Source organism: Methanofollis liminatans DSM 4140, assembly GCF_000275865.1.
In the GTDB taxonomy this organism is placed as follows: Archaea; Halobacteriota; Methanomicrobia; order Methanomicrobiales; family Methanofollaceae; genus Methanofollis; species Methanofollis liminatans.
In genome coordinates, this window is the sequence record NZ_CM001555.1 from 1,543,331 (window position 1) to 1,569,037 (window position 25,707).

Here is a 25,707-nt window from a genome sequence, read left to right on the forward strand (position 1 = left end):
AGTGTATGGTGATGATGCAGGGAAGGTCCATTCATACGCGCGGCGGTGTGATCACCGAGATCGATCCGGATTTCTGTGCCATTCGTCTCCGCCTGCCGGCAGGGATTCTCCCGGTCGAAAAGATGACCGGAATTGTGGAGATAGCAAAAAAATACGGCTGCAAGGAGGTGCATCTTACCACCCGCCAGACGATGGAGATTCCGCACGTCGATCCATCCAGACTTGAAGAGATCGTGAAGGATCTCGAAGCGAACGGCACCCCTCTCGGTTCGGAACACGAGGAAGTTGTCAATATCATCGCCTGCCCCGGAACGGCGCAGTGCAAGTACGCCAATATCGAGACCTTCGGTCTGGCAAAAAAGATCGACGAGCGGGTCTTCGGCAAGGAAACCCCCATACGGGTGAGGATCTCGATCTCAGGCTGCCCGAACGCATGCACAAGCCCGGTGCTCAACGAGATCGGGGTCGTCGGCCGCATTCGCCCGGTACGGGTCGCGGGCATGTGCACCGGCTGCGGCACCTGTGCCGAGTACTGCAGGGAGAAGGCGATCACCATCAAGAACGGGATCTCAGAACTGATCCCCGAACGCTGCGTCCAGTGCGGCATCTGCGTCCAGTCCTGTCCCTTCGACCTACTGAAGTCCGAGTACCGCCACTACCTGATCACCGTCGGGGGGAGGCGGGGGCGCCATCCGGCGCAGGGACGGGAACTCGTGTGCGTCGAACGGGAAGAAGACGTGGTGGAAGTCATCGACCGGATCGTCTACTGGATCTACAGAACCGCATGGAGCGGGCGGCACCTCGCCGACCAGCTCGACGATATCGACTTCGAAGCCTTCAGAAAAAAGATCAGGGAAGAGTTCAGCGCCGGTACATAGAGGCAAAACCGGCGCCCGCATCGTCCGAGCACTCGATCGAATCCCCGTCCCGCACAAGGGAGTTGAACATCATGGCGGCGTTGAGGAGGCTCTCGTCAATCCCGGCCCCGCCGCGTGCGCCTTTCATTGCCTGCTGCTGGGGAGAGGGGAGCACCCTTTTTCCCACCCGCACGCCGGCACAGTGCTTGCAATAGGCGCAGTGGCTGTGCACCGAGACCTCCCCCTGTGCGCAGGCGACGGTGACCCGGTCTTTCTCAGTATTGCGGTGAAATTCCAGTGTTTTCATAGGTCACTGAGTGTTTGTACGATCAGACATTTGAGCATGTCGATACTCTTCGATAAACCCTCCATTGCACAGAGAAGAGGCGTATCGAAATGATTTATATAGATCGATGCCCAATATATGATACTCGCTTCAATCCGACTGTGTATGCAGTCTCATATTTGAGTGGAGGACTATCAATGGCAACCGAAAAACCACACCTGAACCTTGCTGTCATCGGGCACATCGACCATGGGAAGTCGACCACCGTCGGCCGCCTGATGTTCGAGACAGGAGCTGTACCGCCCCATATCATTGAGAACTACAGGAAGGAGGCCGAGTCCAAGGGCAAGGGTTCCTTCGAGTTTGCATGGGTCATGGACAGCCTGAAAGAGGAGCGCGAGCGCGGTATCACCATCGATATCGCTCACAAGCGGTTCGACACGGCAAAGTACTACTTTACCGTCGTAGACTGCCCGGGTCACCGTGACTTCGTCAAGAACATGATCACCGGTGCCTCCCAGGCAGATGCAGCACTCCTCATTGTCGCCGCTCCCGACGGCGTCATGGAACAGACGAAGGAGCACGTCTTCCTCTCCAGGACCCTCGGCATCACGCAGCTGATCGTCGGCATCAACAAGATGGACGCCGCCGACTACTCCGAGAAGCGCTACAACGAGGTCAAGGAGCAGCTCTCGCAGCTTCTGAAGATGGTCGGCTTCAAGCCCTCCGAAGTCCCGTTCATCCCGATGTCCTCGTTCGCGGGCGTCAACATCTCGAAGAAGTCCCCGGAGACCCCGTGGTACACCGGCCCGACCGTCCTCGAGGCGCTCGACCTCCTGAAGGAGCCCGAGAAGCCGACGACCCTGCCGTTCCGTCTCCCGATCCAGGACGTCTACTCGATCTCCGGCGTCGGCACCGTGCCCGTCGGCCGTATCGAGACCGGCGTCATGAAGAAGGGTATGAAGGTCGCCTTCATGCCGGCAAACGTCAACGGCGAAGTCAAGTCGATTGAGATGCACCACGAGGAAGTCCCCGAGGCGCTGCCCGGCGACAACGTCGGCTTCAACGTCCGTGGCGTCGGCAAGAACGATATCCGCCGCGGCGACGTCTGTGGTCCGGTTGAGCTTCCGCCGACCGTTGCCGAGGAGTTCACCGCACAGATCGTCGTGCTCCACCACCCGAGCGCGATCACCGTCGGCTACACCCCGGTCTTCCACTGCCACACGTCCCAGATCGCCTGCACCTTCACCGAACTCGTGAAGAAGCTCGATCCGCGCACCGGTCAGGTCAAGGAAGAGAACCCGACCTTCCTCAAGACCGGCGATGCGGCGATCGTCAAGATCCGCCCGACCCGCCCGATGGTCATTGAGAAGATCAAGGAGATCCCGCAGCTCGGCCGCTTCGCGATCCGTGATATGGGCGCAACCATTGCAGCCGGCATGTGCATCGACATCCAGGCAAAGCAGATGAGATAAGTTTGTTGTTGAGGTGAAGGTCTATGCAAAAAGCCAGAATACGCCTTTCGGGGACAGATTACGACAAAGTCGAGATGGTCTGTGACAGGATACGGGAGATTGCAGAGCGGACAGGCGTCAATCTGGCAGGGCCTATCCCCCTCCCGACAAAGAGGCTTGTTGTCCCGGTCAGAAAAAGCCCTGACGGCGAGGGGACGGCAACCTGGGATCGCTGGCAGATGCGCGTGCACAAGCGGCTCATTGACATCGACGCTGACGAGCGTGCTCTCAGACAGCTGATGCGTATTCAGGTGCCGAAAGATATCGGCATCGAGATCGTGCTGGAGAGTTGATGCTGTGAGCGGCAGTTCAGCCGCCGGATTTGCCATTCGAATCCAAAAATCTCTCTCAACAGAGAGATTTTTTTTTTGTATCCTGATCCTCGCGGCGGTCCTGCGGTTCGCATTCCTGGATTTAAAACTCTTTCACCATGACGAGGCGATCCACGCCTGGTTCTCGTACAAACTCCTGACCACCGGCGTCTATGTGTACGATCCCTCCTTCCACGGCCCGCTGCTCTACTATGTAACGGCCGGGATGTTTGCCCTCCTGGGCGACGCCGACCTTGTCGGCCGGATCGTTCCCGCATTCCTCGGCACTCTCATCGTCGCCCTCGTCTATCCTCTCTACCGCCTCGGCTACCTCGATAGCAGGCAGACCCTGGTCGCCGCATTCTTCCTTGCGATCTCGCCGAACATGGTCTATTTCTCGCGGTTTCTCAGAAACGACATCTTTATTCTGTTTCTGACGTTTGTCCTCCTCCTCGCCCTGATCCTGTACCTGGAGAGAGGACAGGCCAGATATGCCATGATCACAGCGGCGGCGGCGGGGCTCGGTCTTTCGTGCAAGGAAAACATGCCGATCGTTCTCGGGATCTTCGGGGTCTATCTCCTCTATCTTCTCTGGGCAGGAAAAGTCAAACTCCCCGCCCGCTGGAAGCGTGACCTCGCCCTGGGCGTCCTGGTCGCCGCCGGGATCATCGTCGTCTTCTACTCATCCTTCGGCGTCCACCCCGACCGGGTGCTCACCTTCATCCCGGACGCCATCGGCCACTGGTGGGAGATGCACGAGCAGCAGCGGCTTGGCGGGCCGTTTTACTTCTACGTTCTCCTCCTCCTCCTCTACGAGCTCCCGATCCTCGTCCTCGCCATCGCCGGAACAGTCCAGTTCCTCATCGCGGGAAGAAAGGCGGCGAGCGCCGCCGTCCGCAGCATGCACGAGATCGTCGCGATCTCGCTGCAGCAGATCCGGAGCGTTCTGCCGGCGCCGCCATCCTTCGATAAGAAGGAGGAGTTTTTCCGTTTCTGTATCGTCTGGATGGCCCTCTCGATCGCGGCATATGCCTATATCGGCGAGAAGGTGCCGTGGCTCCTGATCCACCAGCTCCTGCCCCTGGTCTTTGTCGCTGCGTATGCGATGACAGAGAAGAAGACTGTCATCGCCGTCGTCTCGAGCGTCTTTCTGGTCCTTGCCCTCTGGCACGTCGCCTATGTGCCTGCCGATGTGAACGAGCCGATCATGCAGGTCCAGAACTCCGAAGACATGCGGGAGGTGATGGCGCTGATCGACGGTTCGAACGCCGTTGCCATCGCATCCGACCGTTACTGGCCGCTGCCGTGGTACTACCGCGGCGACCGATCGGCGAACCTGAGTTATTTCGGCAAGAAGATCGATGAGGGAAGCATCGCGGCAGGAAACTACGATCTGGTCATCGCCTCGGACGAGGACAGCTATCCCGCCCTCCCCGGTTACGAGAAGCGGACCTATAACCTCAACTACTGGTTCTCGTGGTACGACAACAAGGACCGCGTCCTTCAATATTACTTCCTCAGGGACGGGAAGATGGGCAATATGAAGATCGACGTCTTCGTGCCAGAACGGACCTCTGCCTGAAGGTCCCTCCTGGATCTTTTTTTCGGTTTTGATTTACCCCTCCGGAGTGGAGATGCGGGTCTGGGGGCGGCAGGTGTTGCGGGGGATGTCTGCTCGGATTTCTGGAGCCCTTACGTTCTCAGTGTGAAGATGTGGAAAATCGCTCTGAAGGTGGAGCGGATACCTCTCGGGGGCTCTTACCCCCCCGGACCCCTGCATGCGACTGCCCCTGGATGTGCGGGGGAAGGCAGGGCTGAGAATCCGTCGATGAAATATTCTGGATGGTCAGGCCGGGGCGCATTTGTGGGTTCCTGCCCCAATCGTATCCGGCGGGGGGTGGGTCGGGGGGCAGCCAGCCCCCCGGCAGGTGTCTGCACAGGCGTTCAGGAACCTTCACGCTCTCAGCACGAGGATGTGGAAAGAGATCTGATGGGTGAAGTGGACACCGCCCGGGGTTGCACCCCCTGACCCCCGTGAGCGAACTGTCCCTGACATGAGGGGACGGGCCGAGCGGTGTAGTTGCTGATGATGATTCTTGATGGACGTGCCGGAGCATTTTGTGGGTTCCTCCCCCAATCATACATCTGGAAAAAAACACCTGAAAAAAAAGAGATTGCGGATTGAACCGCCGGAATGCCGACCGGATGGGGGGTTATCCCAGTTCGTCCCACTGCTTTTTCTTTCTGATATAGATGATGCCGCCGATGATCAGCACGATCACGATACCCGCACCGATATAGAGCGGGAGCGAACCGAGATTCAGGGAGAAGCCTTCGCCGATCTCCTCGCGGACCTGGGTGGCAAGGGTCAGCGTGGACTGCGCCTTCTGGTTCGCATCGACCCCCTTGATCCTGGCCGCATCATAGTTCTTCGCGTTCATCTGGTCATTGGCCAGGGAGAGGGACTGGGCGGCAAGGTCACGCTGGGTCTTGAGGTTCATCACCCGCTGGTCGGTCCCCATGCTCCTGTTAACCTCGAAATAGGTGATGATCCCGTCGATCTGGTTGATCGCCGACTGGGCGTCGTTGATCTCTTTCTGCGCCTCTGCCTGTACAAGGGCAGTCTCGGCAGCGCTCATTGCATTCTGGGCGGTGGTCAGATCGGCCTTCGCCGCCGCAAAGTCCGATGTGGACGAGGCCCGGTTGATCGCCGCCTTCGCCTCGTCGTACTTCGCCTGCGCCGCCGTCGTGTCGATGCCTGCCGCAAGTTTCTCGTCGATGCTCGTCTTCAGGGCGGTGAGGCGGGTCTGGGCGGTGGCGATGTTCGCCTGGACGTCCTGCGGGTTCACGATCGTCCGCTTAATCACGTACTCGCTGTCGTCAACGACATCTTTCTCTTCATCCACCTGACGGACACGGATCAGGATCTTCTCCTGTGTCGCCGTCACCGTAGGGGCTGTGCCCTCAACGGCGACCATTAATCTGACGTCGGTATCGGCCGAATAACTGAGATCAAAGCCGTTGATGGGGAGGTTGCGCGCCGATATCGTGCGCGGCGGGTCGCTACGACCCGCTAGCTCGATGTAATAATTCCAGACGGGATTGTCGAGGTCGGTGTACAGAGCAAGACTATGATCCGCAGGGAAAGAATAGGAGCCATAGTCCTGGAGTGTCAGAACAACACTGACCTTTACGGCCTGTCCAGGGGAGAGGTCGCCGGATGATGGGTTCACATCAGGCGTGCCTGTAATCTTGTAGTTCACCGCTGCTGATGCCGCCTGGACCAGACAGAAGATGACGAGCAGTCCAATAAGTACCTTGATTGCTGATCTCATATGCCCTCACTCAAATAACGGATCGATATCCTGGTCGTCAAACATCGAAGCACGCTTCTCCTTCGACCTGATGACATCTTCTTTTGTTTCTTTCGCAATTTCAAAGAGTTCGCGCACCCTCGGCGCCTCACCGATCGTCGCAAGCACGACCACGGCTGCAATATAGTTGCTGTCCACCGGATAATCGCCGCCGCGGACCTCAACCCCTGCGATGTTCTCTTCGACCCAGCTCTTCGCCTTCTCAACGCCTTTCCGGTCCATCTCGTTCGGGTTGCCGGCGACGAGGACGAGCGCACGCTCTGCAGTCGAGTAGTCGCAGGGAAGGGTAAGACGGCCGAGCATGGCGCGGCGAACGAGGGCGATCACCTTTGCAGACTTGTCCTCGCCCATCAGCACCTCTTCCGCCTTCTCTTTCTTTGAAAAGGATTCCTTAAGGCCACCGAAAAAGCCGCGTTTTTGCTTCGTCCGATCGCTCACGACCTCGGTGACCGCATAGCCGACGCTCGATATGCCACCGCCGCGGAGGGTATTGATGATCTCCGAGGAATCGACGACCATCTCGCCGACGCCGGCCTTGCTGACCTCGCCTGCCCTGAAAAGGACACCGAAACGCCTGACGATCTCGTCGTTCAGCCGGGAGTAGGCGGTCTTGACACTCTCGCCCTCGTTCTTCCAGGCCGAATTGTCGAAGACAAATACGTTGTCGGCCTCATTGACAAGAGTGGACAGGCTACGGGCGGCGTTGTAGGTGTACAGCCGTCCCTCCTCGGGGGCGGGAAGGAGGCCGAGCACATAGACCGGCTCGCGGTAAATTCTCTTCAGGTGGCGTGCAAGCACCGGGGAACCGCCGGAGCCCGTCCCGCCACCGAGACCTGCCACAATCACAAAGGCATCCACGTCATGGGTACCGCGGGTATCGATCGAATTGATGATCGAATCGATCTCGTCCGCGGCGATCCGGGCGCCGGTGACGTTGTCGGTCCCCACCCCATGACCTTTGACCACAGTCTGGCCGATAAGTATACGGTCTTTGAGTTCGATGTTTTTGAGCCCCATAAGGTCGGTGCGGGCGGTATTGACAACGATCCCCCTGAAACTGTTCATCCCGGACTTTTTGTCCTGCTCGATGAACATGTCGACAACCTTACCGCCAGCCTGACCGAATCCTATGAAAAATACTCTCATTCAGTTACACCATCCAGTCGGCTACCATAAATGCAAGAACGCTCGTAGCTGGTATCTAGCTAATAGTAGAGTTCTCATAAGAGTTCAAAAACTTTCTTATGCGCTTTGGATGATACACACTATTGCAGATTATGGATATTTGTATCATAGGGGGTGGCCTCACCGGCCTTGCCGCCGCTCTCCCCCTCACAGAAACCGCCGGGGTCACAATATTCGAGAGCAGACCCCTTCTTGGCGGGTGTCTCGCCTCCTACAAGCGGGATGACTACTGGATTGAACATTACTACCACCACTGCTTCGCCGGCGACGAGCGCCTCTTTTCCCTCCTCCGGGACCTTGGCCTCTCGGACCGCCTCGAATGGCTCAGCGGCTCGACCGGTTACTATGTGGACGGGACGATCCACCCGCTGACCAGCCCGATCGAGATCCTCCGCTACCCTCACCTCTCCCTCGCCGACAAGGTGCGCCTCGGGCTGCTCACGCTAAGGGCAAAACGGCTGGACCTTGCAGCGCTGGACGCGGTGCCGGCATCGGAGTACATCAGGAAGAACCTGGGCGAGAGCGTGTACGCCTCGTTTTTCGAACCGCTGCTGCGGAGCAAGTTCGGCGACCGGCGCGACGAGGTCTCGGCCGCCTGGCTCATCTCCAGGATCGCCATCCGCTCAGACCGCGGGGTCGAGGGCGAACGACTCGGGTATATGAGGGGCGGGTGGCACGAACTCGTCGACGGCATGGCAGAGGAGGCGCAGAAGAAGGGCGCCGTCATCGAGACCGGCACCCCGGTCACCTCGATCAGGCGCACCGGGGATGCGTGGGAGGTGAACGGCCGGCGGTTTGACACCGTCCTCGCCACCATCCCGCCGCAGGAGATCGGCCGGCTCAGCGGCATGGAGGGGTTCGCGGAGATCCCGTACCAGGGTGCGGCCTGCATGACGATCGGGCTCGACCGGGACGTCACCAACGGCATATACTGGCTGAACATGAAAGATACGGCCCCTTACGGCGCCGTTGTCACCCACACCAATTTTGCGCCGCGCGAGCGCTATGGTGGTGAGGAGGTGGTCTACCTCGCCTCCTACTTCGGGGATAGACCGGCGCCCAACCTGAAAGAGATGATGCTCTCTGATTTCTGCAGGCGCTTCTCCGTCCCGAAGACCGCCGTCCACTGGAGCGAACTCGCCGTGGAGCGGTTCGCCGGGCCGGTCTATACGACCGGTTTCGCCGACCTCATCCCGGCCTACGAGGAGCACGGCCTGTACCTTGCCGGAATGTTCTCCCGTCCAAATTACCCGGAGCGCTCGATGGAAGGATCGATCGCCGCCGGGCAGGAGGTGGCGGCACGGATCAGGGGAGCGGTGCAATGAACGGCGTCTCGGTGATCCTCCCGGTCTACAACGACCGCACCGCCCTCGAAGAGGCGATCCCTGCATCTATCGCCGCCCTCTCGGCGATCACGGAGACCTTTGAGGTGATCGTCGCCGAGGACGGGAGCACCGACGGGAGCGCCGAATACGTGCAGGAGTGGCACGAAAAAGACCCCCGCGTCGTTCTCCTCCACGCCGACGAGAGGCTCGGGCGGGGCCGGGCCCTCAACCGGGCGATCGCCGCGGCGAGGTATGGGATCGTCTGCTATTACGACGTCGATCTCGCAACCGATCTCGTCCACCTCCCCGAACTCGTCGGGGCGATCAGGGACGGCGCCGATATCGCCACGGGATCGCGGCTGATGCCCGACTCCAACATCGTCCGGAGCGGCGGGCGGGAGATCGCCAGCCGCGGCTACAACTTCCTGGTGCGCACGATCCTGGGGAGCAGGCTCTATGACCACCAGTGCGGCTTCAAGGCGTTCAGGAGAGATCGGATCCTCGAGTTGATCCCGGAGATCCAGGCCCCGCACTGGTTCTGGGACACCGAGTCGCTGGTGCGCGGGCAGCGGAAGGGTTACCGGATCGCCGAGTTCCCGGTGGTCTGGCGGCAGGGGCCGGGCACGACCGTGCGGTTCAAGGACGTTTTCTCAATGGGCTCGCAGATCCTGGGGCTCTGGTGGCAGATCCATGTGGCGAAGAGTTAGCGCCGTCGTCATCCCGACCCTGATCGCCTGCGGGATCCTGGCGTACATGCTCTGGCGGGTCTGGGACGACCTGGTGGTCACCCTCGTCCACGCCGATCCCCTGTACCTCGCTATCGCCGTCCTGGTCTGCGCCATCGCCTGGGTCATGCGGGGCTGGCGGTACCGGTCGATCCTGGGCGGGCTTGCCGTCAGGATCGGCCTCGTCTTCTCCACGGCCTGTATCCTCCTCTCGCAGACGGCGAACCTGATCGTCCCGGCCCGCCTCGGCGACCTGGTCAGGATCTTCATCCTCAAGCACGAGAACCTGGCGACCTACTCGCAGGGCGTCTCCTCTCTCGTCGTCGAGCGGATCTTCGACGTGGTGACGATCGCCCTTCTCGGCCTCCTGGCCCTCCCGTTCGTCATCGGGACCCCCGAATGGTTCCTGCCCCTCATCGCCGTCCCGATCGTCGGCGGGGCGGTCTTCGCCGCTTTCCTCCTCCTGATGGGCGACCGCCATTCCGAGAACAGATATCTCGGGATCGTCTACCGCATGCTCGCCGAGATCAGGGAGGCCTCCTTGAACGCGAGGGCCCTGCTCGTGCTCGGGGCCTCCTCGATCGCGATCTGGCTCGCGGATATCCTGGTCTGCGCCGTCGTGGTCCTGATGTTCGGCGAGAGCATCCCCTTCATGGTCGTCGTGCTCGCCATCGTCATCGGCAACCTGGTCAAGGCCGTCCCGATCACCCCGGGCGGCGTCGGCACCTACGAGTTCGCCCTCGCCGTCACCTTCGAGCTCGCCGGCACGGCCCCGGCGACGGCCACCGTCATCGCCGTCGTCGACCACCTGATCAAGAACCTGGTCACCCTCGTCGGCGGGATCGGGTCCCTCTACTACTTCGGCGACTGGTCGGTGCACCTGATGAAGCGCTCGTTCCACGAGGGGCTCTCCAGGGAGGAACTGCGTGAGCCCTGAGGCGCAGGTCCTCATGGTCGTCTCCTGGATCGTCCTGATCAAGGCGATCCAGTGCGCCCTCTGGCCGCGCCTCACCCCCGCGCTCGGGGAGTTTGCTTACCCTGCGGCATACCCGCTCTCCATCCTCCTCTTCGGGGCCGCATCCTGGTACCTCGCCCTCGTCCACCTCCCGGTGCAGGCCGCCCTCCTGCCCTTTGCCGCCCTGGCGGCATACGCACTCTGGCGGCGTGAATACACCGTCGAGGAGTTCAAACGATTCGCACACTGGGACGCCGTCTTCCTCGTCTTTTTCACCTCGATGCTCCTCTTCCGCTTCGTCAACCCGACGGTCTCGTTTGCCGAGAAGTTCATGGACCACGCCTTCCTCGCCTCTATCATGCGCGAACCGGTCGTCCCGCCCCTCGACCCCTGGTTTGCCGGGGGCACGCTCGACATCTATTATTATCTGGGCTACTGGACGCTTGGAGCGCTCGGGATCACGACCGGGGTGCCGTCCGGGGTCGTCTTCAACCTCGGCCTCCCCACCGTGCTCGGGGCGGCGGCCGTCATGGCCTATGCGACCGGGCGCCTGCTCGTCCCGAAGGCCGCATGGATCCCCCTCCTCATCTTTCCCCTGGTAAACCCGGCCTTCCTGTGGGAGACGCTCTCCGGTACGCCGGTACAGACGCTCCTCTGGAACAGCACGCGGGTGATCGAGGGGACGATCAACGAGTACACCATGTTCTCCTTCCTCTGGGGCGACCTGCACCCCCACGTGCTCGGGATCTTCGGCCAGTTCCTCCTCATCTTCCTCCTCTGCTACGCCCTGGCGAGATGGGAAGGCCTCAGCCGAAACGCCCGTATCGGGGTCATCGCCTGCACCGTCGTCAGCCTGGGCTCGATACCGCCGATCAACTCGTGGGACATCCTCCTCTACGCCCCCCTTGTCGTTGTTGCAGGGCTCCTGATCTGGCGGCGGCACGGCGATCCGCTCTTCCTCGTCGCCGTCCCGCCCCTTTCGATCGCCCTGTACGCCCCCTATTACCTCCAGTTCGCCGGCGCGGGGGTCGAAGGAGCAGGAATTGTGACCGCACCCACCGATCCCGTCCAGTTCCTCCTCGTCCACGGCTTTTTCCTCGCCGTGCTCTATGCCGCCTCTGCCCGCGACGTCCTCTCCCGTCCCTGGCTCCTTGCGGCGCCAGCGATCCTTGGCCTGGCCGGATACCTCGCCGCCGGGATCGCCGCCCTGCCGCTCGCGGCGATCCTCTCGCGCCGCCGCCTCTCGCCGATCGACCTCCTCTGCGCTGCCGGCCTCGTGATCATCATCATCTGCGAGTTCTTCTACCTGAAGGACAACATGGGAGGCGCGTATTACCGGCTGAACTCTGTCTTCAAGTGCTACTCGGTCGCCTGGATCCTCCTCGGGACCGGCGTGCTGCTGATGCTCGGCGAGCGGATCGCCGGGACCGGTCTGGCAGACCGGATCGCAGGGAAAAGGAAACAGGCCCTTGCGGCCGTCGCCGCCCTCGCCCTGATCATCGCCCCCCTTACGATCGACCTCGACTTCGGCTACGCCTCGCGCTCCCTGGACGGTCTTGCCTGGCTTGATACCCAGCACCCCGGCGACGCCGCCGCCATTGCGTGGCTCCAGGCAGAGGAGGGGAGCCTCATTCTCGTCGAGGCGGTCGGCGGCGACTACACCTATGCCGGCCGCGTCTCGGCCTTCACCGGCATCCCGACAGTCCTCGGCCAGCCATTCCACGAACAGATGTGGCGGAGCGATTGGGACGCGATATCCAAACGTAAAGCTGACGTGCAGGCGATATACGAGAACCCGGCAGAGTGCCTCGCCCTCATGGACAGATACGGCGCCGACCTGATCTATGTCGGCGACCTCGAAGAGGAGACCTACCTGATCGACCTCCCGGCGGACGGGCTCGTGACGGTGTACAATGCCGCCGGCGTAACGGTCTACAGGCGCACCTGAGGAAGGTTTATCAGTTTTCCTGTAGATTTCATATGGCTACTCAATCACAACTGATGATTGATGAAGGAGAGGCTACGCTCCTGAATGAGGTGAATCATGGCAAAGGTATACGTAACATTTGAAGTTCCGGAAGAGATCCAGAACAAAGCGCTTGAATCGCTCGAAATCGCCCGCGACACCGGCAAGATCAAGAAGGGTTCCAACGAGGCCACCAAGTGCATCGAGCGCGGCACCGCCCAGCTCGTCCTGATCGGCGCCGATGTCCAGCCTGAAGAGATTGTGATGCACCTTGCACCCCTGTGCGAGGAGAAGAAAATCCCGTACATCTTCATCAGCAAGCAGAACGAGATCGGCGCGGCAAGCGGCCTGAACGTGGGATCCGCTGCAGCAGCCATCGTCAAGCCCGGCAAGGCAAAGGAACTCGTCGAAGAGGTTGCCAAGCAGGTCGGCGAACTGAGGGCCTGAGGGGGTATTCCAGATGGCAGACGGAACACCCGCAGAGGTCATTGAGGTCATCGGCAGCACCGGGATGCACGGCGAAGCCATGCAGGTGAAGTGCCGGGTCCTTGAAGGGAACAACAAGGGCCGGATCATCACCCGCAACACCGTCGGCCCCATCCGCGAGGGCGACATCCTGATGCTCCTCGAGACCGAGCGCGAAGCGAAGAAACTTTCGAGGCGGTAAAGAGAATGGTTGAGACCTACAAGTGCAGCTTCTGCGGCGAGATGATCGAGCCCGGTACAGGGAAGCTCTTCGTCCGCAAGGACGGCGCGCTCTTCTACTTCTGCTCGACGAAGTGCCAGAAGAACTACAAGCTCAAGCGTGTCCCCCGCCGGGTCACCTGGACCGAAGCCGGCCGCAAGGCACTCGGGAAGGAGTGAGCCTGATGGACCGGACCTTTGTGATGATCAAGCCCGACGGTGTCCAGCGCGGCATCATCGGGGCTGTCATCTCCCGCCTTGAGGCAAAAGGCCTCAAGCTCGTGGCGGCAAACCTCACCATGATCTCCGAGGAGAAGGTGATGGAACACTATGCCGAGCATGTTGCAAAGCCGTTCTTCCCCTCGCTCAAGGAGTATATCATGTCCGGCCCGGTGGTCGCCATGGTCTGGGAAGGCAAGGGCTCGGTCGCCATCGTGCGGAAACTCGTGGGCGCCACGAACCCCGCCGACGCCGCTCCAGGAACGATCAGGGGCGACATGGCGATGGAAACCGGCAAGAACGTGATCCACGCCTCGGACTCAGACGAGAGTGCGGCGCGCGAGATCGCCATCCACTTTGCAAACGCCGAATTCGTCGCCTATGCACGGCTCGACGAACCGGCTCTGTACGAGTGAATCGTCGGGGATAACCCCGGACTTTTTTTTCCTGCCTCGAAAGGCATTAACCAGAAGAAGACCTAAAAAGTCTGCATGAATGGCGAACTGCTGAGTTTCGTCCTGCTGAGCATCACCTCCATCCTCATCATCACCAACCCGCTCGCAGCGACGCTGCTCTTCGTCTCCCTGACCGAGACGATGGAGCACGTCCAGCGCATGGCAGTCGCCGCGATCGCCTGCAAATACGCCCTGGTCATCCTGCTCACCTTCGCGATCGCCGGGGGCGTGATCCTCCAGCTCTTCGGGATCACCCTCGAGGCCTTCAGGATTGCCGGCGGTCTCCTGCTCTTCGGGATCGGCATGGAGATGGTCTATGCAAAGACCTCCAGGACGAAAATCTCGGCGACCGAGAAGTACGAGAGCCAGGATACCGACGAGGTGGCGGTGATGCCCCTCGCCGTCCCGATGATCGCCGGGCCCGGTGCGATCACGACGGTGATCGTCCTCACCAACGAGGCGACCGCCATTCACCCGGTGGCGATCGCCGTCGTCATCGCCGCCATCGCCCTTGCGATCGGGGTCACGTACCTGATGTTCTCCCGCTCGGAGATGATCGTAGGGCGGATCGGTCACCGCGAGTACCGCGCCGTGAACAGGCTGATGGGTATGATGCTCATCGCCATCGCCGTCCAGTTCATCATCGTCGGGGTCAAAACGGCTTTCCCGATGCTGGCAGGAGCAGGATTGTGAAGGTCTGCTGCTGCGGGATGGCGCCGCCCCCCTCGGTCGAGAGTGGGCTGAGAGAGGCAGAAGAGGCCGCGGCTGCTGCGGCGGCGGAGGGCGCCGACCTCATCCTCTTCCCCGAGCAGTTTGCCACCGGCTGGAAACCGGACGAACCCCGCCCGGATCCTGCCATTCTCCCGGCACTTTGTCGCATCGCCGCCGAGTACGGGATCTGGGTCGTGGGCTCCTGCTGGAGGGGCGCACCGCGTCCTCTGAACCTGACCTCTGCCGCCGGCCCGGACGGAAGAGTGCAGGCGACCTATGCGAAGATCCATCTCTTTTCTCCCGGCGGCGAGGACCTGACCTGCACCCCGGGCACAGAACCGGCGGTCTTCGACGCCGGCGGGATCAGATTCGCCCTCGCCGTCTGCTACGACCTTCGTTTCCCGGAACTCTTCGTCCATTATGCGGCGTGCGGCGCCGAGTGCGTCCTCGTCCCGGCAGCGTGGCCCGCAGAGCGCCTCGACCAGTGGGAACTGCTGCTCCGCGGGCGCGCCCTGGACGCCGAGTGCTATATTGCCGGGGCGAACGCATGGGGGCGCTCATGCATCGCCGGGCCTGACGGCAGCCTCCGGGAAAAAACAGATCAGGGCCATATCATCGGCGAGATCCGCAAAGAAGAGGTGCAGAGAATGCGCGCCGCCCTCCCGGTCATGCAGGACCGACTGCCCGACCTCTATGCACGATGGAGAGACGCCTGTGAACGGTGACGAGCACCTTTCCATCAGCCTTGCAACCGCCGCCGTCGTGCTGGTGCCGTGGGTCTCCGTCCTCCCGCCCGAATGGCTGGTCGCCGCCCTTTTCGGGGTGTTTATCGGGGCGCTCGCCCCGGACGCCGACGCCAACGACTCGGCGATCTTTCATACCCGTATTCCCGGCGGGAAGGGGAAACGACTCATTGTGCTGCCGCTCTTCGGCTACGCCATCCGCTATCTTGTCTACTACCCGATCTCCCTCCCCTTCATCGCCCTGCTCGGTGAACGCGGGATGCCCCGCCATCGCGGCGTCCTCCACTCGGCGATCGGGGTCGTCCTGATGACCCTCCTCCTCGGCGCCTATGCATGGGCGATCGGGACGATCGGCCTTCGTATTCCCTGGGACATAGGCTATACCGTCTTCCTGCTCGGTTTCCTGGGGGGGGCGGTCGGCCACCTCCTCGAGGACTCGTGCACGCGCAGCGGCGTGGCATGGCTCTTCCCCCTCTCAGGACACCGGACGCGCGGGGCGATCACCACCGGCAGCGGCGACCCCAGACCGACGATCTACGCCGCCGTGATGGCCGTCGCCGCCGGCGGGCTCTTTGCCGCCGGTAAAGTTGAGGCCGTTCCCGCCGCTCTCTTTCCCTATGCCGGCATCGCCGTTGCCGCCGCCCTATGGGTCATCTTCCTCCTCGCCGCCCGCCCCCGGCGGTAGGTTCACGAATTTTCATCTACCACAAGGACCAATATCACCCTATGTACCATCTCGCGTGCATCCACTGCGGTGCCGAATACGCGCCCGGCGAGATCATCTATACCTGCCCGAAGTGCGGGCACCTGCTCACCGTCGACTATGATCTGGACGCAATCAACGTCTCGAGAGAGGCATGGAACCGTCGCCCGATCTCGGTCTGGCGCTATCGTGAAATCCTGCCGGTCACCATACCTCCGGTCACCCTCCAGGAGGGCGGCACACCACTCTACCACCTCGAACGCCTCGGGGCAGAGATGGGGCTGCCGCACCTCTATGCAAAGCATGAGGGGATGAACCCGACCGGTTCGTTCAAGGACCGCGGGATGACCGTCGGCGTCTCGATGGCCGTCCAGCTCGGGATGAAGAGCGTGGCCTGCGCCAGCACCGGCAACACCTCGGCAAGCCTTGCCGCCTACGCCGCGAAGGGTGGGATCCCCGCGGTCGTCCTCCTCCCGGCCGGCAAGGTCGCCCTCGGCAAGGTCGCCCAGGCCCTGATGCACGGCGCAAAGGTGATCGCCGTCAGGGGCAACTTCGACCGCTCCCTCGAGATGGTCAGGGATCTCTGCCTGAAGCACGGGATCTATCTCCTGAACTCGGTGAACCCGTACCGGCTCGAAGGCCAGAAGACGATCGGGTTCGAGGCGGTCGACCAGCTCGGCGACGTCCCCGACCGCCTGGTGCTGCCGGTGGGCAACGCGGGCAACATCTCGGCCGTGTACAAAGGGCTGCGGGAACTCGAAACCCTGGGATTCATCGACCGCCTCCCGATGATGACCGGGATCCAGGCGGCCGGATCGCAGCCGCTCGTGCAGGCGATCCAGGGGAGCCTCCCCGCGGTCGTGCCCGAGGCAAACCCGGAGACGGTGGCGACCGCCATCCGCATCGGCGCGCCGGTCAACGGCGAGAAGGCGCTGATCGCCATCAGGGAGACCGGCGGCACGGCGGCCTCGGTGACCGACGAGGAGATCCTGGCGATGCAGCGCGACCTTGCACAGAAGGAAGGGATCGGTGTCGAGCCCGCATCGGCCGCATCGGTTGCCGGCATCAAGAAACTGGTTGAAGAAGGGCGGATCGACCGGGACGAGCGGATCGTCTGCGTGGTGACCGGCCACCTTCTCAAAGACCCGGAAACAGTGATCAGACAATGTCCACCTCCGATCGAGATCGACGCTACCGAGCAGGCATTGCTCTCTGTGCTGCACTTGTCCTCCTGACGGTGCAGGCAGCAGCCTATAACGCAACGGTGACCGTACTGCCGGATGGGGAGACCTATATCGGCGAGGTCACCCTCACCGGCGCAGAGGAGTACACCTTCTGGGAGGCCGGGATGCTCGGCGAGAAGTTGCCCCTCACGGTGAAAAACATCACCGTCTCAGGCGAATGCGGCGATAACTGCAGTTATACCCAGAAGGACCGGAACACCATCGCCTTTGAGAGGGGGAACGTCACGGTCAGTTACGAGGCCGAGATCGCTTTGAAAAATCTTCAGGTCCTCCTCCAAGAACCATCGGCGATCGCCGTCACCCTCCCTGAGGGGCTCAACGTGCACAACCCCCTGCTCGGCCGGGTAAGCGAGGGGGGGACGATCTCACAGGAGGGCAACGCCACCGTGATCCGCTGGGACGGGACCAGGTTTGTGGAGGTCCGCTTCTATGATTCAGGCCAGGAGCGCCTCCTCCTGATCTTCGGTGCCGTCTGGTTCACCGTGGCGGCGGTGCTGCTCGTCCCGTTCCTGCTGATGCGGCGGCGACCGGGGCAGTAACCCCTGTCACTCCTTTTTTCCACACCCGTTGGCAGCAGGTTGCCCCGGCAGAGGCTGCTCGATTACCCGTACACGCACACAACGCCCACCCCGCACCGGGGGTTGCACCCCCGGACCCCTGCACACGATTGCCCTGGCCATGCGAGGAAGGCCCAGGCGGCGCACTGGTCGATGAAAAATTGATGGATGGGCGTGCCGGCGTGGTTGTCCATCCCTGCCCCAATCGCAATCGGCGGGGAACCGGGGGGCAGCCAGCCCCCCAGCAGGTGTCTGCCCTGGTTTTCTGGAACCCTCACGTGCTCAGCGCGAGGATGTGGATATCGCTCTGATGGGTGGAGCGGATACCGCCCGTACCTTCAGGCGTTCTCGGGGGGGGGAGAAGCGTCTGGCGGAAAAAAAGTGTATCCGGGTGAGCGCCCTTATTTCTTCAGCACAACATCGATCCCGAACTTTTTGGCGTTGCGGTCGGCGATCGCCTGGATCTTGGCGATCTCCTCCTCGTTCCGACCGGGCCTGAAAAGGTGGCGGAAACGCTTCTGGGCCTTGAGGTACTCCTCGACCGGTTTCCTGTTCACGATCTTCTTTGCCTTCTCCAGTTCGCCGTCCACAATCTCGTAGTTCACCCAGAGCCCGGTCTCGATGGCAAGCCTGCCGAGCGCCATCGTATCGGCCCCGTCAAAGCCCCAGCCGGTGCAGCACGGGGTGTGGACCTGGATATAGCACGGCCCCTCGGTGTTCACCGCCCGCTCGACCTTCTTCACGAGATCGTTCGGGTAGGCAATCGAGGCGGTGGCGACATAGGGCGAGCCGTGAGCCACCAGGATCGCCGGGAGGTCCTTCTTCGGCCGGGCATTCCCGGTCGAGCACTTTCCGGCCGGGCTCGTCGTGGTGTCGGCGTCGTAGGGCGTCGCACCCGAGCGCTGGATGCCGGTGTTCATGTAGGCCTCGTTGTCGTAGCAGATGTAGGTGATATTGTGCCCGCGCTCGAAGGCGCCCGAGATGCAGAGCATCCCGATATCGAAGGTGGCGCCGTCGCCGCAGATGCAGATGACGTGCTCGTTTCTGCCCTGCTTCTTGAGGGACGCCTCGATCCCCGATGCCACCGCGGCGGCGTTCTCGAAGAGGGAGTGAATCCAGGGCACTTTCCAGGCGGTCTCCGGGTAGGGCGTGGAGAAGACCTCCATGCACCCGGTGGATGCAACAACGATCGTGTTCTCGCCAGAGCCCTTCATGATCAGCCGCGCCGCGAGCGCCGGGCCGCATCCGCCGCAGGCGCGGTGGCCTGCATCAAAGAGTTCAGGGGAATTTTCGGCCATTTCAGAGCACCTCCGTTCTCAGCCCGTAAAACATATCGCCAGTCCCCTTTTCGGCGAGATCGACGATTTTTGCGATGTCCTTCTTCCTGATGTCGCGCCCGCCGAGCGCAACGATATAGTCGAGCACCGTGATGCCGCTGCCGTAGAGGGCGTCCTTCACCTCGAGGGCGACGGCGCCCTTTGCGCCGAGCGAGATGTTCTTGTCGAGGACCGCGACGGTGCTCGCCCCCTTCAGGGCGGCGGCGACCTCGTCTGCCGGGAATGGGCGGTACGAACGGATCTTCAGGAGGCCGACACGCTTTCCTTCGGCCCGCATCTCGTCGATCGCGTCCTTCACCGTGCCGCAGATCGAGCCCATGGCAACGAGAGCGGTGTCTGCGTCTTCGAGCCGGTAGCCCTCTATAAGCCCCGAGTAGTCGCGGCCGAACTGCTCGGCAAACTCCTTTCCGGCGTTGGCAAAGGCCTGTTTCGCCCGCTTCATCGCCTCGTCGATCTCGTAACGGAACTCCATATAGTAGTCCGGCGTGGCGTACATCCCAAGAGACATCGGTTTCTTTGCATCAAGGGTGTTGTAAGGCTTGAACGGTGGGAGGAAGGCGTCGATCCCCTCCTGCGACGGCATGTCCACCGGTTCGTAGGTGTGGGTGAGAATGAAACCATCGAAGCAGACCATGGCTGGAAGCAGCACATTGTGATCTTCGGCCACCTTGTAGGTGATGAAATGCAGGTCGGTCGCCTCCTGGTTGTCCTCGGCATAGAACTGCATCCATCCTGCGTCCCGGAGGGAAATCGAGTCCTGCTGGTCGTTCCAGATGTTCAATGGGGCGCCCATGGCCCGGTTTGCAATCGTCATCACGATGGGCAGGCGCATGCCGGCGGCGTTGAAGCAGACCTCGAACATCAGGGCAAGGCCCTGGGAGGTGGTCGCAGAGTAGGTCCTCGACCCGGCGGCGCTCGCGCCGACACACCCGGAAAGGGCGGAAAATTCGCTCTCCACACAGATGTATTCGGCATCCAGTTCGCAGTCGGCGACCATGCTGGCGAGGGCCTCGACGATATGGGTCTGGGGGGTGATCGGGTATGCGGAGATCACCTGCGGGCGGCAGAGTTTCACCGCTTCAGCGACAGCGTGAGACCCTTCGACAATTTTCATCATAGTTATTTCTCCTCCTGCACCATCTCGATGTCATCTGCCGGGCACTCTTTCGCACAGAGGCCGCAGCCCTTGCAGTAGTCCAGGTCTGGTGTGAAAAAGCCGTCTTTATCTTCTTTCACACACCCTTCGGGACATATGGTCTCGCAGAGTCCGCATTTCGTGCAGGTTTCGTGCTTGAAGACCGGCTTGAAGACCCGCCACGATCCGGTCCTGTTGTCCCGCGCCCGTCCAGGGGCAGCAGCGCATCCCACGTTGAGCGCCATTCAGGCCTCACCCCTGACCAGGTTGTAGGCGTGCACGGCCGCTTTTACGTTCTTCTCCCCGAGCGATCCCGGGAAACGGGCTCTCAGGGCTTTTTCCAGTGCAGGCAACTCGATCTCCCCGGTTGCGGCCGCAAAAGCACCCATCAGCGTCGTATTCGTGATCGGGACGCCAAGGATCTCGAGGGCGATCCTGGTGGCGTCGAGGGCGATCAGTTTCACGCCTTCGGGAACGGTGGCAGCGATGGACTTTTCAGTGTTGACGATGGCGATGCCGCCCTCCTTCATCCCCCTGAACACATCGACGTCCCTGATTAAGGTGCTGTCCTGGACGATGATGTAATCGGGTTCGTACACCTGGCTCCGCAGGCGTATCTTCTCGTCGCTGAACCGGACGAACGCCTGCACGGGGGCACCGCGTCGTTCGACTCCAAATGCAGGAAAAGCCTGCGAATAGACGCCGCCCTCAAACGCAGCAACGGCGATCAGTTCGGCAGCAGTGACAGAGCCCTGTCCGCCCCTGCCATGGATGCGTAACTCTCTCAATCAGAATACCCCACATAAATTATCATGATGAATCGTTAAGAACATTGTGCCGGAGACCAAACCCAAAAACTGTCCGGGAATGCAACAGGGAGCATCAGGCATCAAGGATCTGACAATAATTTGATTCCAAAGGCCCGGCAGCTACCATGCAGGGTGACGGTGCATATGGTGAACCGCCGCCCCCCCATGATCAGGAACCGGATCAGTCGACGCCTTTCGTCAACGCCAGCCTGAAGAGATCCATCAGGTAACCGACGCCACCGAGGATCGCCGCCCCGATGAACGGCAGTGCGATCCACCCGTACTGGATGAACCCCCAACCCAGATCTTCACTGAAGATACTAATAACTCCCTTTATGACGGACAAAACAGATATCAGAGGGTAACTTCCCCAATACCCGATTAAACCCGGAGGAGAGGAGGGAGAAAATGAAAAGATGAGGAGATCGCCAACAATACCCCACATCAGTCCGACGAATATCCCCAGTTCCCATGTTTTCAGGTGCATTTTCCCGTGCTCCGAAGTGCTGTTCATGCGTCTGCTCGCGCATCGACGATGAAATTGCAGGGCATGTTCCCGTTTTCAATCCCCGAGAAGATCCATACAGGCGTGTACTCCTCCTGGAGCGAGGATATATCTTTTGCATAATACCCGAGTTGGATCTCCCTGATCTCTACGCCCTCCATGGGGGATTGCGGTCTATTCAGGATGTTTCCATCGTTGAGCGCCAGTATTGCCTCTTCAACAGGAATGATTTTTGTCTCGCGGGCATATGAAATGTTCCTCCATGCCTTCGATACTTCAAGCACCTCGCCCCCGTCGCCGAGACTGACCATGATCTCCGCACCCGGGCCTACGACCGGCCTCCCGTCGATCTGCTGCGTGTAGATCACCTGTACGCACTGCGGACGTTCTGATATGATCGCCCCATCTGTTGTATTCACTTCTTTGAGACACATAACCCCCATGTCGTGCAGGACGGCGTCGGCAGGGAGACCCCCGTAGGCAGTCAGCGCTTTTTCTGCAATAACCGGCGCTTCATCCAGAGAAGGAACGCCCTCATGAATGTTCATGACTTCAGGTGTCCCCTCGAAAAAATCCTGCGTCCCTGTAACTCGATATACCGGTGCAGTATCAACTGCGGCCGGGAATGAAGCGTTTAGAGCAATCGTTCCAATCGAAGACTGCAATACCGGAGAATAACCGGGACCGCTATTTTGCTGATCGAACCAGAGCGCCCCGCCCCCTACGACGAGACACGCCATCACCACTACACCAAAGATATAATTCATCACAATCACACTCCATTCTTTTTTTAGCATTGCCATGTCGAAACATAGACACAATCGTCATCCGGGTATTCATTCGGTGATACGTACCCCTGTCCAGACAGATGATCATCGTCCAGCTGTCCCTGGGTATCAAAAATGACTGCCCCAACACAATTAGAATCATAACATGACTGGGAAGCGAGTTTCCAGGCATAAGCAATCGTATAATCGTAGTCAATAACATAAAGGAAGAAACGATCAGGAAGCTCCGTACTTGTCATTTTCGAGGAGGCAAATCCCAGAATCCCATGAGAATACTTTAATGCTCCACCCCACTGTTCATCTTCAAGAACATGACAGGCATCAACGATAACCCACTTGTTTGTACTATCCCACTTTTTGTACACCTCATCACGAACAACGGCTTCGTGCTGTAATAGTTGCCAATGGGCAAGTTGTATTTCTGTACCAACACCCGCATTACAACCATGGCCGAAGTGATAATGGAGATATGCTCCGTCCAGGCCCTGATAGCCGGAGTTCTGGCTCCCAAAGTCTGTTTCATCAACATTACCATCAGCAGCGCAGAAACTCTGGGACCAGCCAGCACCGTTTAACCGGCTTTGAACTACATCTCTCACAGCGGTTCCCCAACCGATCATGTCCATCTGCTGAAGGTCATAATCCTCAACATAGGAAATCGAATAACTATACGCTAACGAGGGAGCAGGCACTACCAGGGCGAATATTAAGATTACAAATATTGCCAGATAGATTCTGCAACTCTGGCTCTGCAATAACATCATTTCCGATTTTCACCTCAAACAAGCCCATTCGATCAAAGAGAAGCACTTGATCGCCCGGACAAAAGAGCATCAGCACATGGAGATTAATATTCAAATAAAATCTTAGAAAAATTACTAAAATAATAGAAATCAATAAATATTATTTCGATACGAAAAACTAGAGTCGCAGATCATCTAGTCATACTAATTCAACCTCTGCAAGCGTCCTTCTCCACCCCACCATCGCAAAAAACCATAGAACAATCGAGAGCAACAACAGCACCAGACTGATCACGCAGAGGTCAGGTGACCACTGACCGTCCTGGAACGGCACCCCGCCATCACTCCCGGGCAGGATAAAATAGAGACACCCTGCGCAGATCCCGGCAACCATCGCCGCGGCCCCGGCAAAGGAAAGCAGAATAACGACCTTCAGATCAGGGGAGGCCCGCATCACCGCCAGCCCGGGATCGGTCAGTTCATAATATTTCCATCGATGGCCGTCTTCTTTCAATGCAACCAGTCCGGCAGCTGTCAGGTGTTCGAGATGCTTCAACACCGTCGGGGGTGCAAGATCAAGCATGCCGGACAGCTCGGACAGGGTCATCCTGCGCCGATCAAGACATTTCAGGATCTCGATCCTTCTCTCAGATGCAAGGGCCTTGAGGATCTGGAGATCGAGAGAGAGGACCGTCATCATTCAATCGATTGACTTCGATCGCACAAATAGGTTAGCGGTCCACGGGGAGCCCCAGGATCGGCCCGCCGACCGTGAATACATCCCGCGCGATCCTGGCCAGCCCCCGCGCCGCACACCACTCGTCGTACACCGCGACCTTCCGCCGAAGCAGCCCTTCCACCTCGCCGGCGACGACCGGCGCCTTCGATCCGGCGAGGGCGACCTTCGCCCCGGGGTTCAACAGGAGCATGGCGGCGCACTCCATCGCCGCGAACAGGGCGATCGTGCGGTCCTGCTCGGCCGGCGGGAGGGTGTGGGTGACCCCGGCGTGGAGGAAGGCATCGTTCGCCGTCTGGAGGCCGGCGTCGATCCGGCGGATCGCGTCCACGTCCAGCGCCCCGTGCTGCGTGCCCGGGGCGAAGATGCAGGCGTCGAAGGCGCCCACAATTCTTCCCCCGGAGACGAGGGTCGTCACCGTGTTCGAGGAGATGTCAGAGACGACCGCGTCCGGGCCCAGGTCGTGGCAGGCCTCGTAGGCGATGCCGATCTTCTCAGGGCTGGTCTGGTGGGAGTATGCCTTGAACCTGGGATCGGTCGGCGATCCCCGGTGGATCCCCGGGATCACCACGGCGGGCAGGCCGCTCCTCGCGATCTCGTCGTAGACATGGGTGCCGCCACCGATGTGCTTGCCCGCGCCCTCCCGCGAGACGACGCCGCGGTTCGCCACCTTTCCGATACCGGTGATCGCCGCGATCCCGTCGCCCATCGAGTAGCAGACCGCAATCCCCTCGATCTCCTCGAGGGGACAGAGGCGTTCGAGGTCGCCGACAACGAACTCCCGCGCCGCCTCGCGCGAAATTTTGAAATGCCCTTCCTCAGACGAAAAGCGCATGGCCGTCGTGCCATGATCGATCCCGATGAACATACCAGTATTCCTATAGCATTGGAAGGCTATTCAATGGTAATGTTCTGCATTGTCACAGGCGGTGCCGGGTTCATCGGCTCGCATACCGTGGACGCCCTCGTCGCACGCGGCGACGAGGTGGCGGTCATCGACAACCTCAGCGCGGGAACCCCTGACAATATCGCCGCGCACCTGAAATCCGGGAAGGCGCGGCTCATTAAGGCCGACCTCCTCGACGACGGCTGGCAATCGGTCTTTGCCGGGGCCGGCCGGGTGTACCACATCGCCGCCGACCCGGACGTGCGCGGGAGCGCACAGGCGCCGGGCGCACAGGTCAAAAACAACATCGTGGCAACCCAGCGGGTGCTCGACGCCATGCGCGTTCACGGCGTGCCCGAGATCGTCTTCACCTCGACCTCCACCGTCTACGGCGAGGCGGCGACCATACCGACGCCGGAGGACTACACCCCCATGCTCCCGATCTCGGTCTACGGGGCGTCGAAACTCGCCTGCGAGGCCCTGATCTCGGCCTACGCCCACTCGTTCGGCATGACCGCCTGGATCTTCAGGTTCGCCAACATCATCGGCGAGCGCAGCGGCCACGGCGTGATCACCGACTTCATCAGGAAGTTGCATGAGAACCCGGCCGAACTCGAGATCCTGGGCGACGGGCGGCAGACGAAATCGTACCTCGACGTCAGGGCATGCGTCGCCGGTTTCGAGTACGCCGTGGCGCACTCCCGCGAGACGGTCAACACCTTCAATATCGGCTCTGAGGACTGGATCGACGTCGTCGCCATCGCCGACATCATCACGGCGGAGATGGGGCTCTCGGGCGTGAAATACCGGTTCACCGGCGGCGCGCGCGGCTGGGTCGGGGACGTCCCGCGGATGCAGCTCTCGGTCGGGCGGATGAAGGCGCTGGGCTGGACGCCGGCGATCGGCTCGGAAGAGAGCGTCAGAAAGACCGTCCGCGCCATGCTGCAGGGATGA

Annotated in this window: 30 protein-coding genes; 18 read left to right on the plus strand and 12 right to left on the minus strand. The window is 60.7% G+C overall.

The genetic code is table 11. The features are described from left to right. The first annotated feature begins 11 nt into the window (after positions 1-11). Positions 12-878, plus strand: a complete 867-nt coding sequence (locus METLI_RS07510) for a 4Fe-4S binding protein (RefSeq protein ID WP_048104162.1) — start codon at positions 12-14, stop codon at positions 876-878. Here METLI_RS07510 and METLI_RS07515 read toward each other — a convergent pair. Beyond that, the gene (locus METLI_RS07515; protein WP_004039235.1) at positions 862-1,164 is read right to left on the minus strand and encodes a hypothetical protein; all 303 of its coding nucleotides are present in this window, start codon (positions 1,162-1,164) and stop codon (positions 862-864) included. The two genes, METLI_RS07510 and METLI_RS07515, sit on opposite strands and share 17 nt — an antisense overlap. A gap of 176 nt (positions 1,165-1,340) precedes the next feature. Here METLI_RS07515 and tuf point away from each other — a divergent pair, with 176 nt between their 5' ends. From tuf to METLI_RS07530, 3 genes are read left to right on the plus strand one after another with little or no spacing between them, the layout of a single operon-like run. Beyond that, the gene (tuf, locus tag METLI_RS07520; protein WP_004039236.1) at positions 1,341-2,618 is read left to right on the plus strand and encodes a translation elongation factor EF-1 subunit alpha; all 1,278 of its coding nucleotides are present in this window, start codon (positions 1,341-1,343) and stop codon (positions 2,616-2,618) included. A gap of 23 nt (positions 2,619-2,641) precedes the next feature. After that, positions 2,642-2,950, plus strand: coding sequence for a 30S ribosomal protein S10 (gene rpsJ, locus METLI_RS07525; RefSeq protein WP_004039237.1), 309 nt, complete (start codon positions 2,642-2,644; stop codon positions 2,948-2,950). 4 nt (positions 2,951-2,954) lie between these two features. Next, entirely contained in the window at positions 2,955-4,550 is a 1,596-nt protein-coding gene (locus METLI_RS07530) for a flippase activity-associated protein Agl23 (protein WP_004039238.1), read from the plus strand. Between the two features lie 631 nt (positions 4,551-5,181). Here METLI_RS07530 and METLI_RS07535 read toward each other — a convergent pair. Both METLI_RS07535 and METLI_RS07540 read right to left on the minus strand, forming a co-directional pair. Further along, the gene (locus METLI_RS07535; protein ID WP_004039239.1) at positions 5,182-6,303 is read right to left on the minus strand and encodes a hypothetical protein; all 1,122 of its coding nucleotides are present in this window, start codon (positions 6,301-6,303) and stop codon (positions 5,182-5,184) included. Positions 6,304-6,309: 6 nt separating this feature from the next. Further along, the gene (locus METLI_RS07540) at positions 6,310-7,488 is read right to left on the minus strand and encodes a tubulin/FtsZ family protein (protein WP_004039240.1); all 1,179 of its coding nucleotides are present in this window, start codon (positions 7,486-7,488) and stop codon (positions 6,310-6,312) included. A 131-nt stretch (positions 7,489-7,619) separates the two neighbouring features. Here METLI_RS07540 and METLI_RS07545 point away from each other — a divergent pair, with 131 nt between their 5' ends. From METLI_RS07545 to METLI_RS07605, 13 genes are all read left to right on the plus strand, one after another. Continuing rightward, positions 7,620-8,852, plus strand: a complete 1,233-nt coding sequence (locus METLI_RS07545; RefSeq protein WP_004039241.1) for an NAD(P)/FAD-dependent oxidoreductase — start codon at positions 7,620-7,622, stop codon at positions 8,850-8,852. Continuing rightward, on the plus strand, positions 8,849-9,559 hold the full coding sequence (locus METLI_RS07550) for a dolichyl-phosphate beta-glucosyltransferase (RefSeq protein WP_004039242.1): 711 nt from the start codon (positions 8,849-8,851) through the stop codon (positions 9,557-9,559). The genes METLI_RS07545 and METLI_RS07550 overlap by 4 nt, the downstream gene beginning before the upstream one ends. Next, the gene (locus METLI_RS07555; RefSeq protein WP_004039243.1) at positions 9,543-10,514 is read left to right on the plus strand and encodes a lysylphosphatidylglycerol synthase transmembrane domain-containing protein; all 972 of its coding nucleotides are present in this window, start codon (positions 9,543-9,545) and stop codon (positions 10,512-10,514) included. The genes METLI_RS07550 and METLI_RS07555 overlap by 17 nt, the downstream gene beginning before the upstream one ends. Continuing rightward, positions 10,504-12,480, plus strand: coding sequence for a DUF2298 domain-containing protein (locus tag METLI_RS07560; RefSeq protein ID WP_004039244.1), 1,977 nt, complete (start codon positions 10,504-10,506; stop codon positions 12,478-12,480). Before METLI_RS07555 ends, METLI_RS07560 begins: the two co-directional genes overlap by 11 nt. A gap of 96 nt (positions 12,481-12,576) precedes the next feature. Continuing rightward, a complete protein-coding gene (rpl7ae, locus tag METLI_RS07565; RefSeq protein WP_004039245.1) occupies positions 12,577-12,945 on the plus strand; it encodes a 50S ribosomal protein L7Ae in 369 nt (122 codons plus the stop codon). Positions 12,946-12,958: 13 nt separating this feature from the next. Then, positions 12,959-13,165, plus strand: a complete 207-nt coding sequence (locus METLI_RS07570; RefSeq protein ID WP_004039246.1) for a 30S ribosomal protein S28e — start codon at positions 12,959-12,961, stop codon at positions 13,163-13,165. Positions 13,166-13,170: 5 nt separating this feature from the next. Beyond that, positions 13,171-13,362 (plus strand): 50S ribosomal protein L24e, encoded by a 192-nt coding sequence (locus METLI_RS07575; RefSeq protein WP_004039247.1) that lies wholly within the window; start codon positions 13,171-13,173, stop codon positions 13,360-13,362. A 5-nt stretch (positions 13,363-13,367) separates the two neighbouring features. Next, positions 13,368-13,817, plus strand: a complete 450-nt coding sequence (ndk, locus tag METLI_RS07580; protein ID WP_004039248.1) for a nucleoside-diphosphate kinase — start codon at positions 13,368-13,370, stop codon at positions 13,815-13,817. Positions 13,818-13,892: 75 nt separating this feature from the next. Continuing rightward, positions 13,893-14,549 carry a MarC family protein gene (locus METLI_RS07585; protein WP_004039249.1) on the plus strand — a complete coding sequence of 219 codons (657 nt, stop codon included), beginning with the start codon at positions 13,893-13,895 and terminating at the stop codon, positions 14,547-14,549. Beyond that, positions 14,546-15,292, plus strand: a complete 747-nt coding sequence (locus METLI_RS07590; protein ID WP_004039250.1) for a nitrilase-related carbon-nitrogen hydrolase — start codon at positions 14,546-14,548, stop codon at positions 15,290-15,292. The genes METLI_RS07585 and METLI_RS07590 overlap by 4 nt, the downstream gene beginning before the upstream one ends. Then, on the plus strand, positions 15,282-15,995 hold the full coding sequence (locus METLI_RS07595; protein ID WP_004039251.1) for a metal-dependent hydrolase: 714 nt from the start codon (positions 15,282-15,284) through the stop codon (positions 15,993-15,995). Before METLI_RS07590 ends, METLI_RS07595 begins: the two co-directional genes overlap by 11 nt. A 41-nt stretch (positions 15,996-16,036) precedes the next feature. Continuing rightward, positions 16,037-17,248: a threonine synthase gene (gene thrC / locus METLI_RS07600; RefSeq protein ID WP_004039252.1), complete on the plus strand. Its 1,212-nt coding sequence runs from the start codon at positions 16,037-16,039 to the stop codon at positions 17,246-17,248. 2 nt (positions 17,249-17,250) lie between these two features. Further along, on the plus strand, positions 17,251-17,796 hold the full coding sequence (locus METLI_RS07605) for a DUF5803 family protein (RefSeq protein WP_004039253.1): 546 nt from the start codon (positions 17,251-17,253) through the stop codon (positions 17,794-17,796). Between the two features lie 419 nt (positions 17,797-18,215). Here METLI_RS07605 and porB read toward each other — a convergent pair whose 3' ends face one another. The 9 genes from porB to METLI_RS07650 all read right to left on the minus strand — a co-directional run bounded on the left by porB (position 18,216) and on the right by METLI_RS07650 (position 24,735). Beyond that, the gene (porB, locus tag METLI_RS07610; protein WP_004039254.1) at positions 18,216-19,112 is read right to left on the minus strand and encodes a pyruvate synthase subunit PorB; all 897 of its coding nucleotides are present in this window, start codon (positions 19,110-19,112) and stop codon (positions 18,216-18,218) included. A 1-nt stretch (position 19,113) separates the two neighbouring features. Beyond that, a complete protein-coding gene (gene porA / locus METLI_RS07615) occupies positions 19,114-20,268 on the minus strand; it encodes a pyruvate synthase subunit PorA (protein WP_004039255.1) in 1,155 nt (384 codons plus the stop codon). A 2-nt stretch (positions 20,269-20,270) separates the two neighbouring features. Continuing rightward, the gene (locus tag METLI_RS07620; protein ID WP_004039256.1) at positions 20,271-20,531 is read right to left on the minus strand and encodes a 4Fe-4S binding protein; all 261 of its coding nucleotides are present in this window, start codon (positions 20,529-20,531) and stop codon (positions 20,271-20,273) included. After that, positions 20,532-21,074 carry a pyruvate ferredoxin oxidoreductase subunit gamma gene (locus METLI_RS07625; RefSeq protein ID WP_004039257.1) on the minus strand — a complete coding sequence of 181 codons (543 nt, stop codon included), beginning with the start codon at positions 21,072-21,074 and terminating at the stop codon, positions 20,532-20,534. 202 nt (positions 21,075-21,276) lie between these two features. Then, positions 21,277-21,609: a hypothetical protein gene (locus tag METLI_RS07630; RefSeq protein WP_004039258.1), complete on the minus strand. Its 333-nt coding sequence runs from the start codon at positions 21,607-21,609 to the stop codon at positions 21,277-21,279. Continuing rightward, positions 21,606-22,403, minus strand: coding sequence for a two-component system regulatory protein YycI (gene yycI, locus METLI_RS07635; protein ID WP_004039259.1), 798 nt, complete (start codon positions 22,401-22,403; stop codon positions 21,606-21,608). Before yycI ends, METLI_RS07630 begins: the two co-directional genes overlap by 4 nt. After that, a complete protein-coding gene (locus tag METLI_RS13150) occupies positions 22,391-23,014 on the minus strand; it encodes a DUF6345 domain-containing protein (RefSeq protein ID WP_157203244.1) in 624 nt (207 codons plus the stop codon). Before METLI_RS13150 ends, yycI begins: the two co-directional genes overlap by 13 nt. A 316-nt stretch (positions 23,015-23,330) precedes the next feature. Beyond that, a complete protein-coding gene (locus tag METLI_RS12450) occupies positions 23,331-23,831 on the minus strand; it encodes an ArsR/SmtB family transcription factor (protein WP_004039261.1) in 501 nt (166 codons plus the stop codon). A 31-nt stretch (positions 23,832-23,862) separates the two neighbouring features. Beyond that, positions 23,863-24,735 (minus strand): methanogenesis marker 12 protein, encoded by an 873-nt coding sequence (locus tag METLI_RS07650; protein WP_004039262.1) that lies wholly within the window; start codon positions 24,733-24,735, stop codon positions 23,863-23,865. A gap of 39 nt (positions 24,736-24,774) precedes the next feature. Here METLI_RS07650 and METLI_RS07655 point away from each other — a divergent pair, with 39 nt between their 5' ends. Next, positions 24,775-25,707: an NAD-dependent epimerase/dehydratase family protein gene (locus METLI_RS07655; RefSeq protein WP_048103711.1), complete on the plus strand. Its 933-nt coding sequence runs from the start codon at positions 24,775-24,777 to the stop codon at positions 25,705-25,707.

What these genes read in the sequence shown, in the direction of transcription:
- METLI_RS07510 (WP_048104162.1), top strand. Translation starts at nt 12, where the DNA reads ATGATGCAGGGAAGGTCCATTCATACGCGCGGCGGTGTGATCACCGAG.
- METLI_RS07515 (WP_004039235.1), bottom strand. Translation starts at nt 1,164, where the DNA reads ATGAAAACACTGGAATTTCACCGCAATACTGAGAAAGACCGGGTCACC.
- tuf (WP_004039236.1), top strand. Translation starts at nt 1,341, where the DNA reads ATGGCAACCGAAAAACCACACCTGAACCTTGCTGTCATCGGGCACATC.
- rpsJ (WP_004039237.1), top strand. Translation starts at nt 2,642, where the DNA reads ATGCAAAAAGCCAGAATACGCCTTTCGGGGACAGATTACGACAAAGTC.
- METLI_RS07535 (WP_004039239.1), bottom strand. Translation starts at nt 6,303, where the DNA reads ATGAGATCAGCAATCAAGGTACTTATTGGACTGCTCGTCATCTTCTGT.
- METLI_RS07540 (WP_004039240.1), bottom strand. Translation starts at nt 7,488, where the DNA reads ATGAGAGTATTTTTCATAGGATTCGGTCAGGCTGGCGGTAAGGTTGTC.
- METLI_RS07545 (WP_004039241.1), top strand. Translation starts at nt 7,620, where the DNA reads ATGGATATTTGTATCATAGGGGGTGGCCTCACCGGCCTTGCCGCCGCT.
- METLI_RS07550 (WP_004039242.1), top strand. Translation starts at nt 8,849, where the DNA reads ATGAACGGCGTCTCGGTGATCCTCCCGGTCTACAACGACCGCACCGCC.
- METLI_RS07555 (WP_004039243.1), top strand. Translation starts at nt 9,543, where the DNA reads ATGTGGCGAAGAGTTAGCGCCGTCGTCATCCCGACCCTGATCGCCTGC.
- rpl7ae (WP_004039245.1), top strand. Translation starts at nt 12,577, where the DNA reads ATGGCAAAGGTATACGTAACATTTGAAGTTCCGGAAGAGATCCAGAAC.
- METLI_RS07570 (WP_004039246.1), top strand. Translation starts at nt 12,959, where the DNA reads ATGGCAGACGGAACACCCGCAGAGGTCATTGAGGTCATCGGCAGCACC.
- METLI_RS07575 (WP_004039247.1), top strand. Translation starts at nt 13,171, where the DNA reads ATGGTTGAGACCTACAAGTGCAGCTTCTGCGGCGAGATGATCGAGCCC.
- ndk (WP_004039248.1), top strand. Translation starts at nt 13,368, where the DNA reads ATGGACCGGACCTTTGTGATGATCAAGCCCGACGGTGTCCAGCGCGGC.
- METLI_RS07585 (WP_004039249.1), top strand. Translation starts at nt 13,893, where the DNA reads ATGAATGGCGAACTGCTGAGTTTCGTCCTGCTGAGCATCACCTCCATC.
- thrC (WP_004039252.1), top strand. Translation starts at nt 16,037, where the DNA reads ATGTACCATCTCGCGTGCATCCACTGCGGTGCCGAATACGCGCCCGGC.
- porB (WP_004039254.1), bottom strand. Translation starts at nt 19,112, where the DNA reads ATGGCCGAAAATTCCCCTGAACTCTTTGATGCAGGCCACCGCGCCTGC.
- porA (WP_004039255.1), bottom strand. Translation starts at nt 20,268, where the DNA reads ATGATGAAAATTGTCGAAGGGTCTCACGCTGTCGCTGAAGCGGTGAAA.
- METLI_RS07620 (WP_004039256.1), bottom strand. Translation starts at nt 20,531, where the DNA reads ATGGCGCTCAACGTGGGATGCGCTGCTGCCCCTGGACGGGCGCGGGAC.
- METLI_RS07630 (WP_004039258.1), bottom strand. Translation starts at nt 21,609, where the DNA reads ATGAACAGCACTTCGGAGCACGGGAAAATGCACCTGAAAACATGGGAA.
- yycI (WP_004039259.1), bottom strand. Translation starts at nt 22,403, where the DNA reads ATGGCAATGCTAAAAAAAGAATGGAGTGTGATTGTGATGAATTATATC.
- METLI_RS13150 (WP_157203244.1), bottom strand. Translation starts at nt 23,014, where the DNA reads ATGGACATGATCGGTTGGGGAACCGCTGTGAGAGATGTAGTTCAAAGC.
- METLI_RS12450 (WP_004039261.1), bottom strand. Translation starts at nt 23,831, where the DNA reads ATGATGACGGTCCTCTCTCTCGATCTCCAGATCCTCAAGGCCCTTGCA.
- METLI_RS07650 (WP_004039262.1), bottom strand. Translation starts at nt 24,735, where the DNA reads ATGTTCATCGGGATCGATCATGGCACGACGGCCATGCGCTTTTCGTCT.
- METLI_RS07655 (WP_048103711.1), top strand. Translation starts at nt 24,775, where the DNA reads ATGTTCTGCATTGTCACAGGCGGTGCCGGGTTCATCGGCTCGCATACC.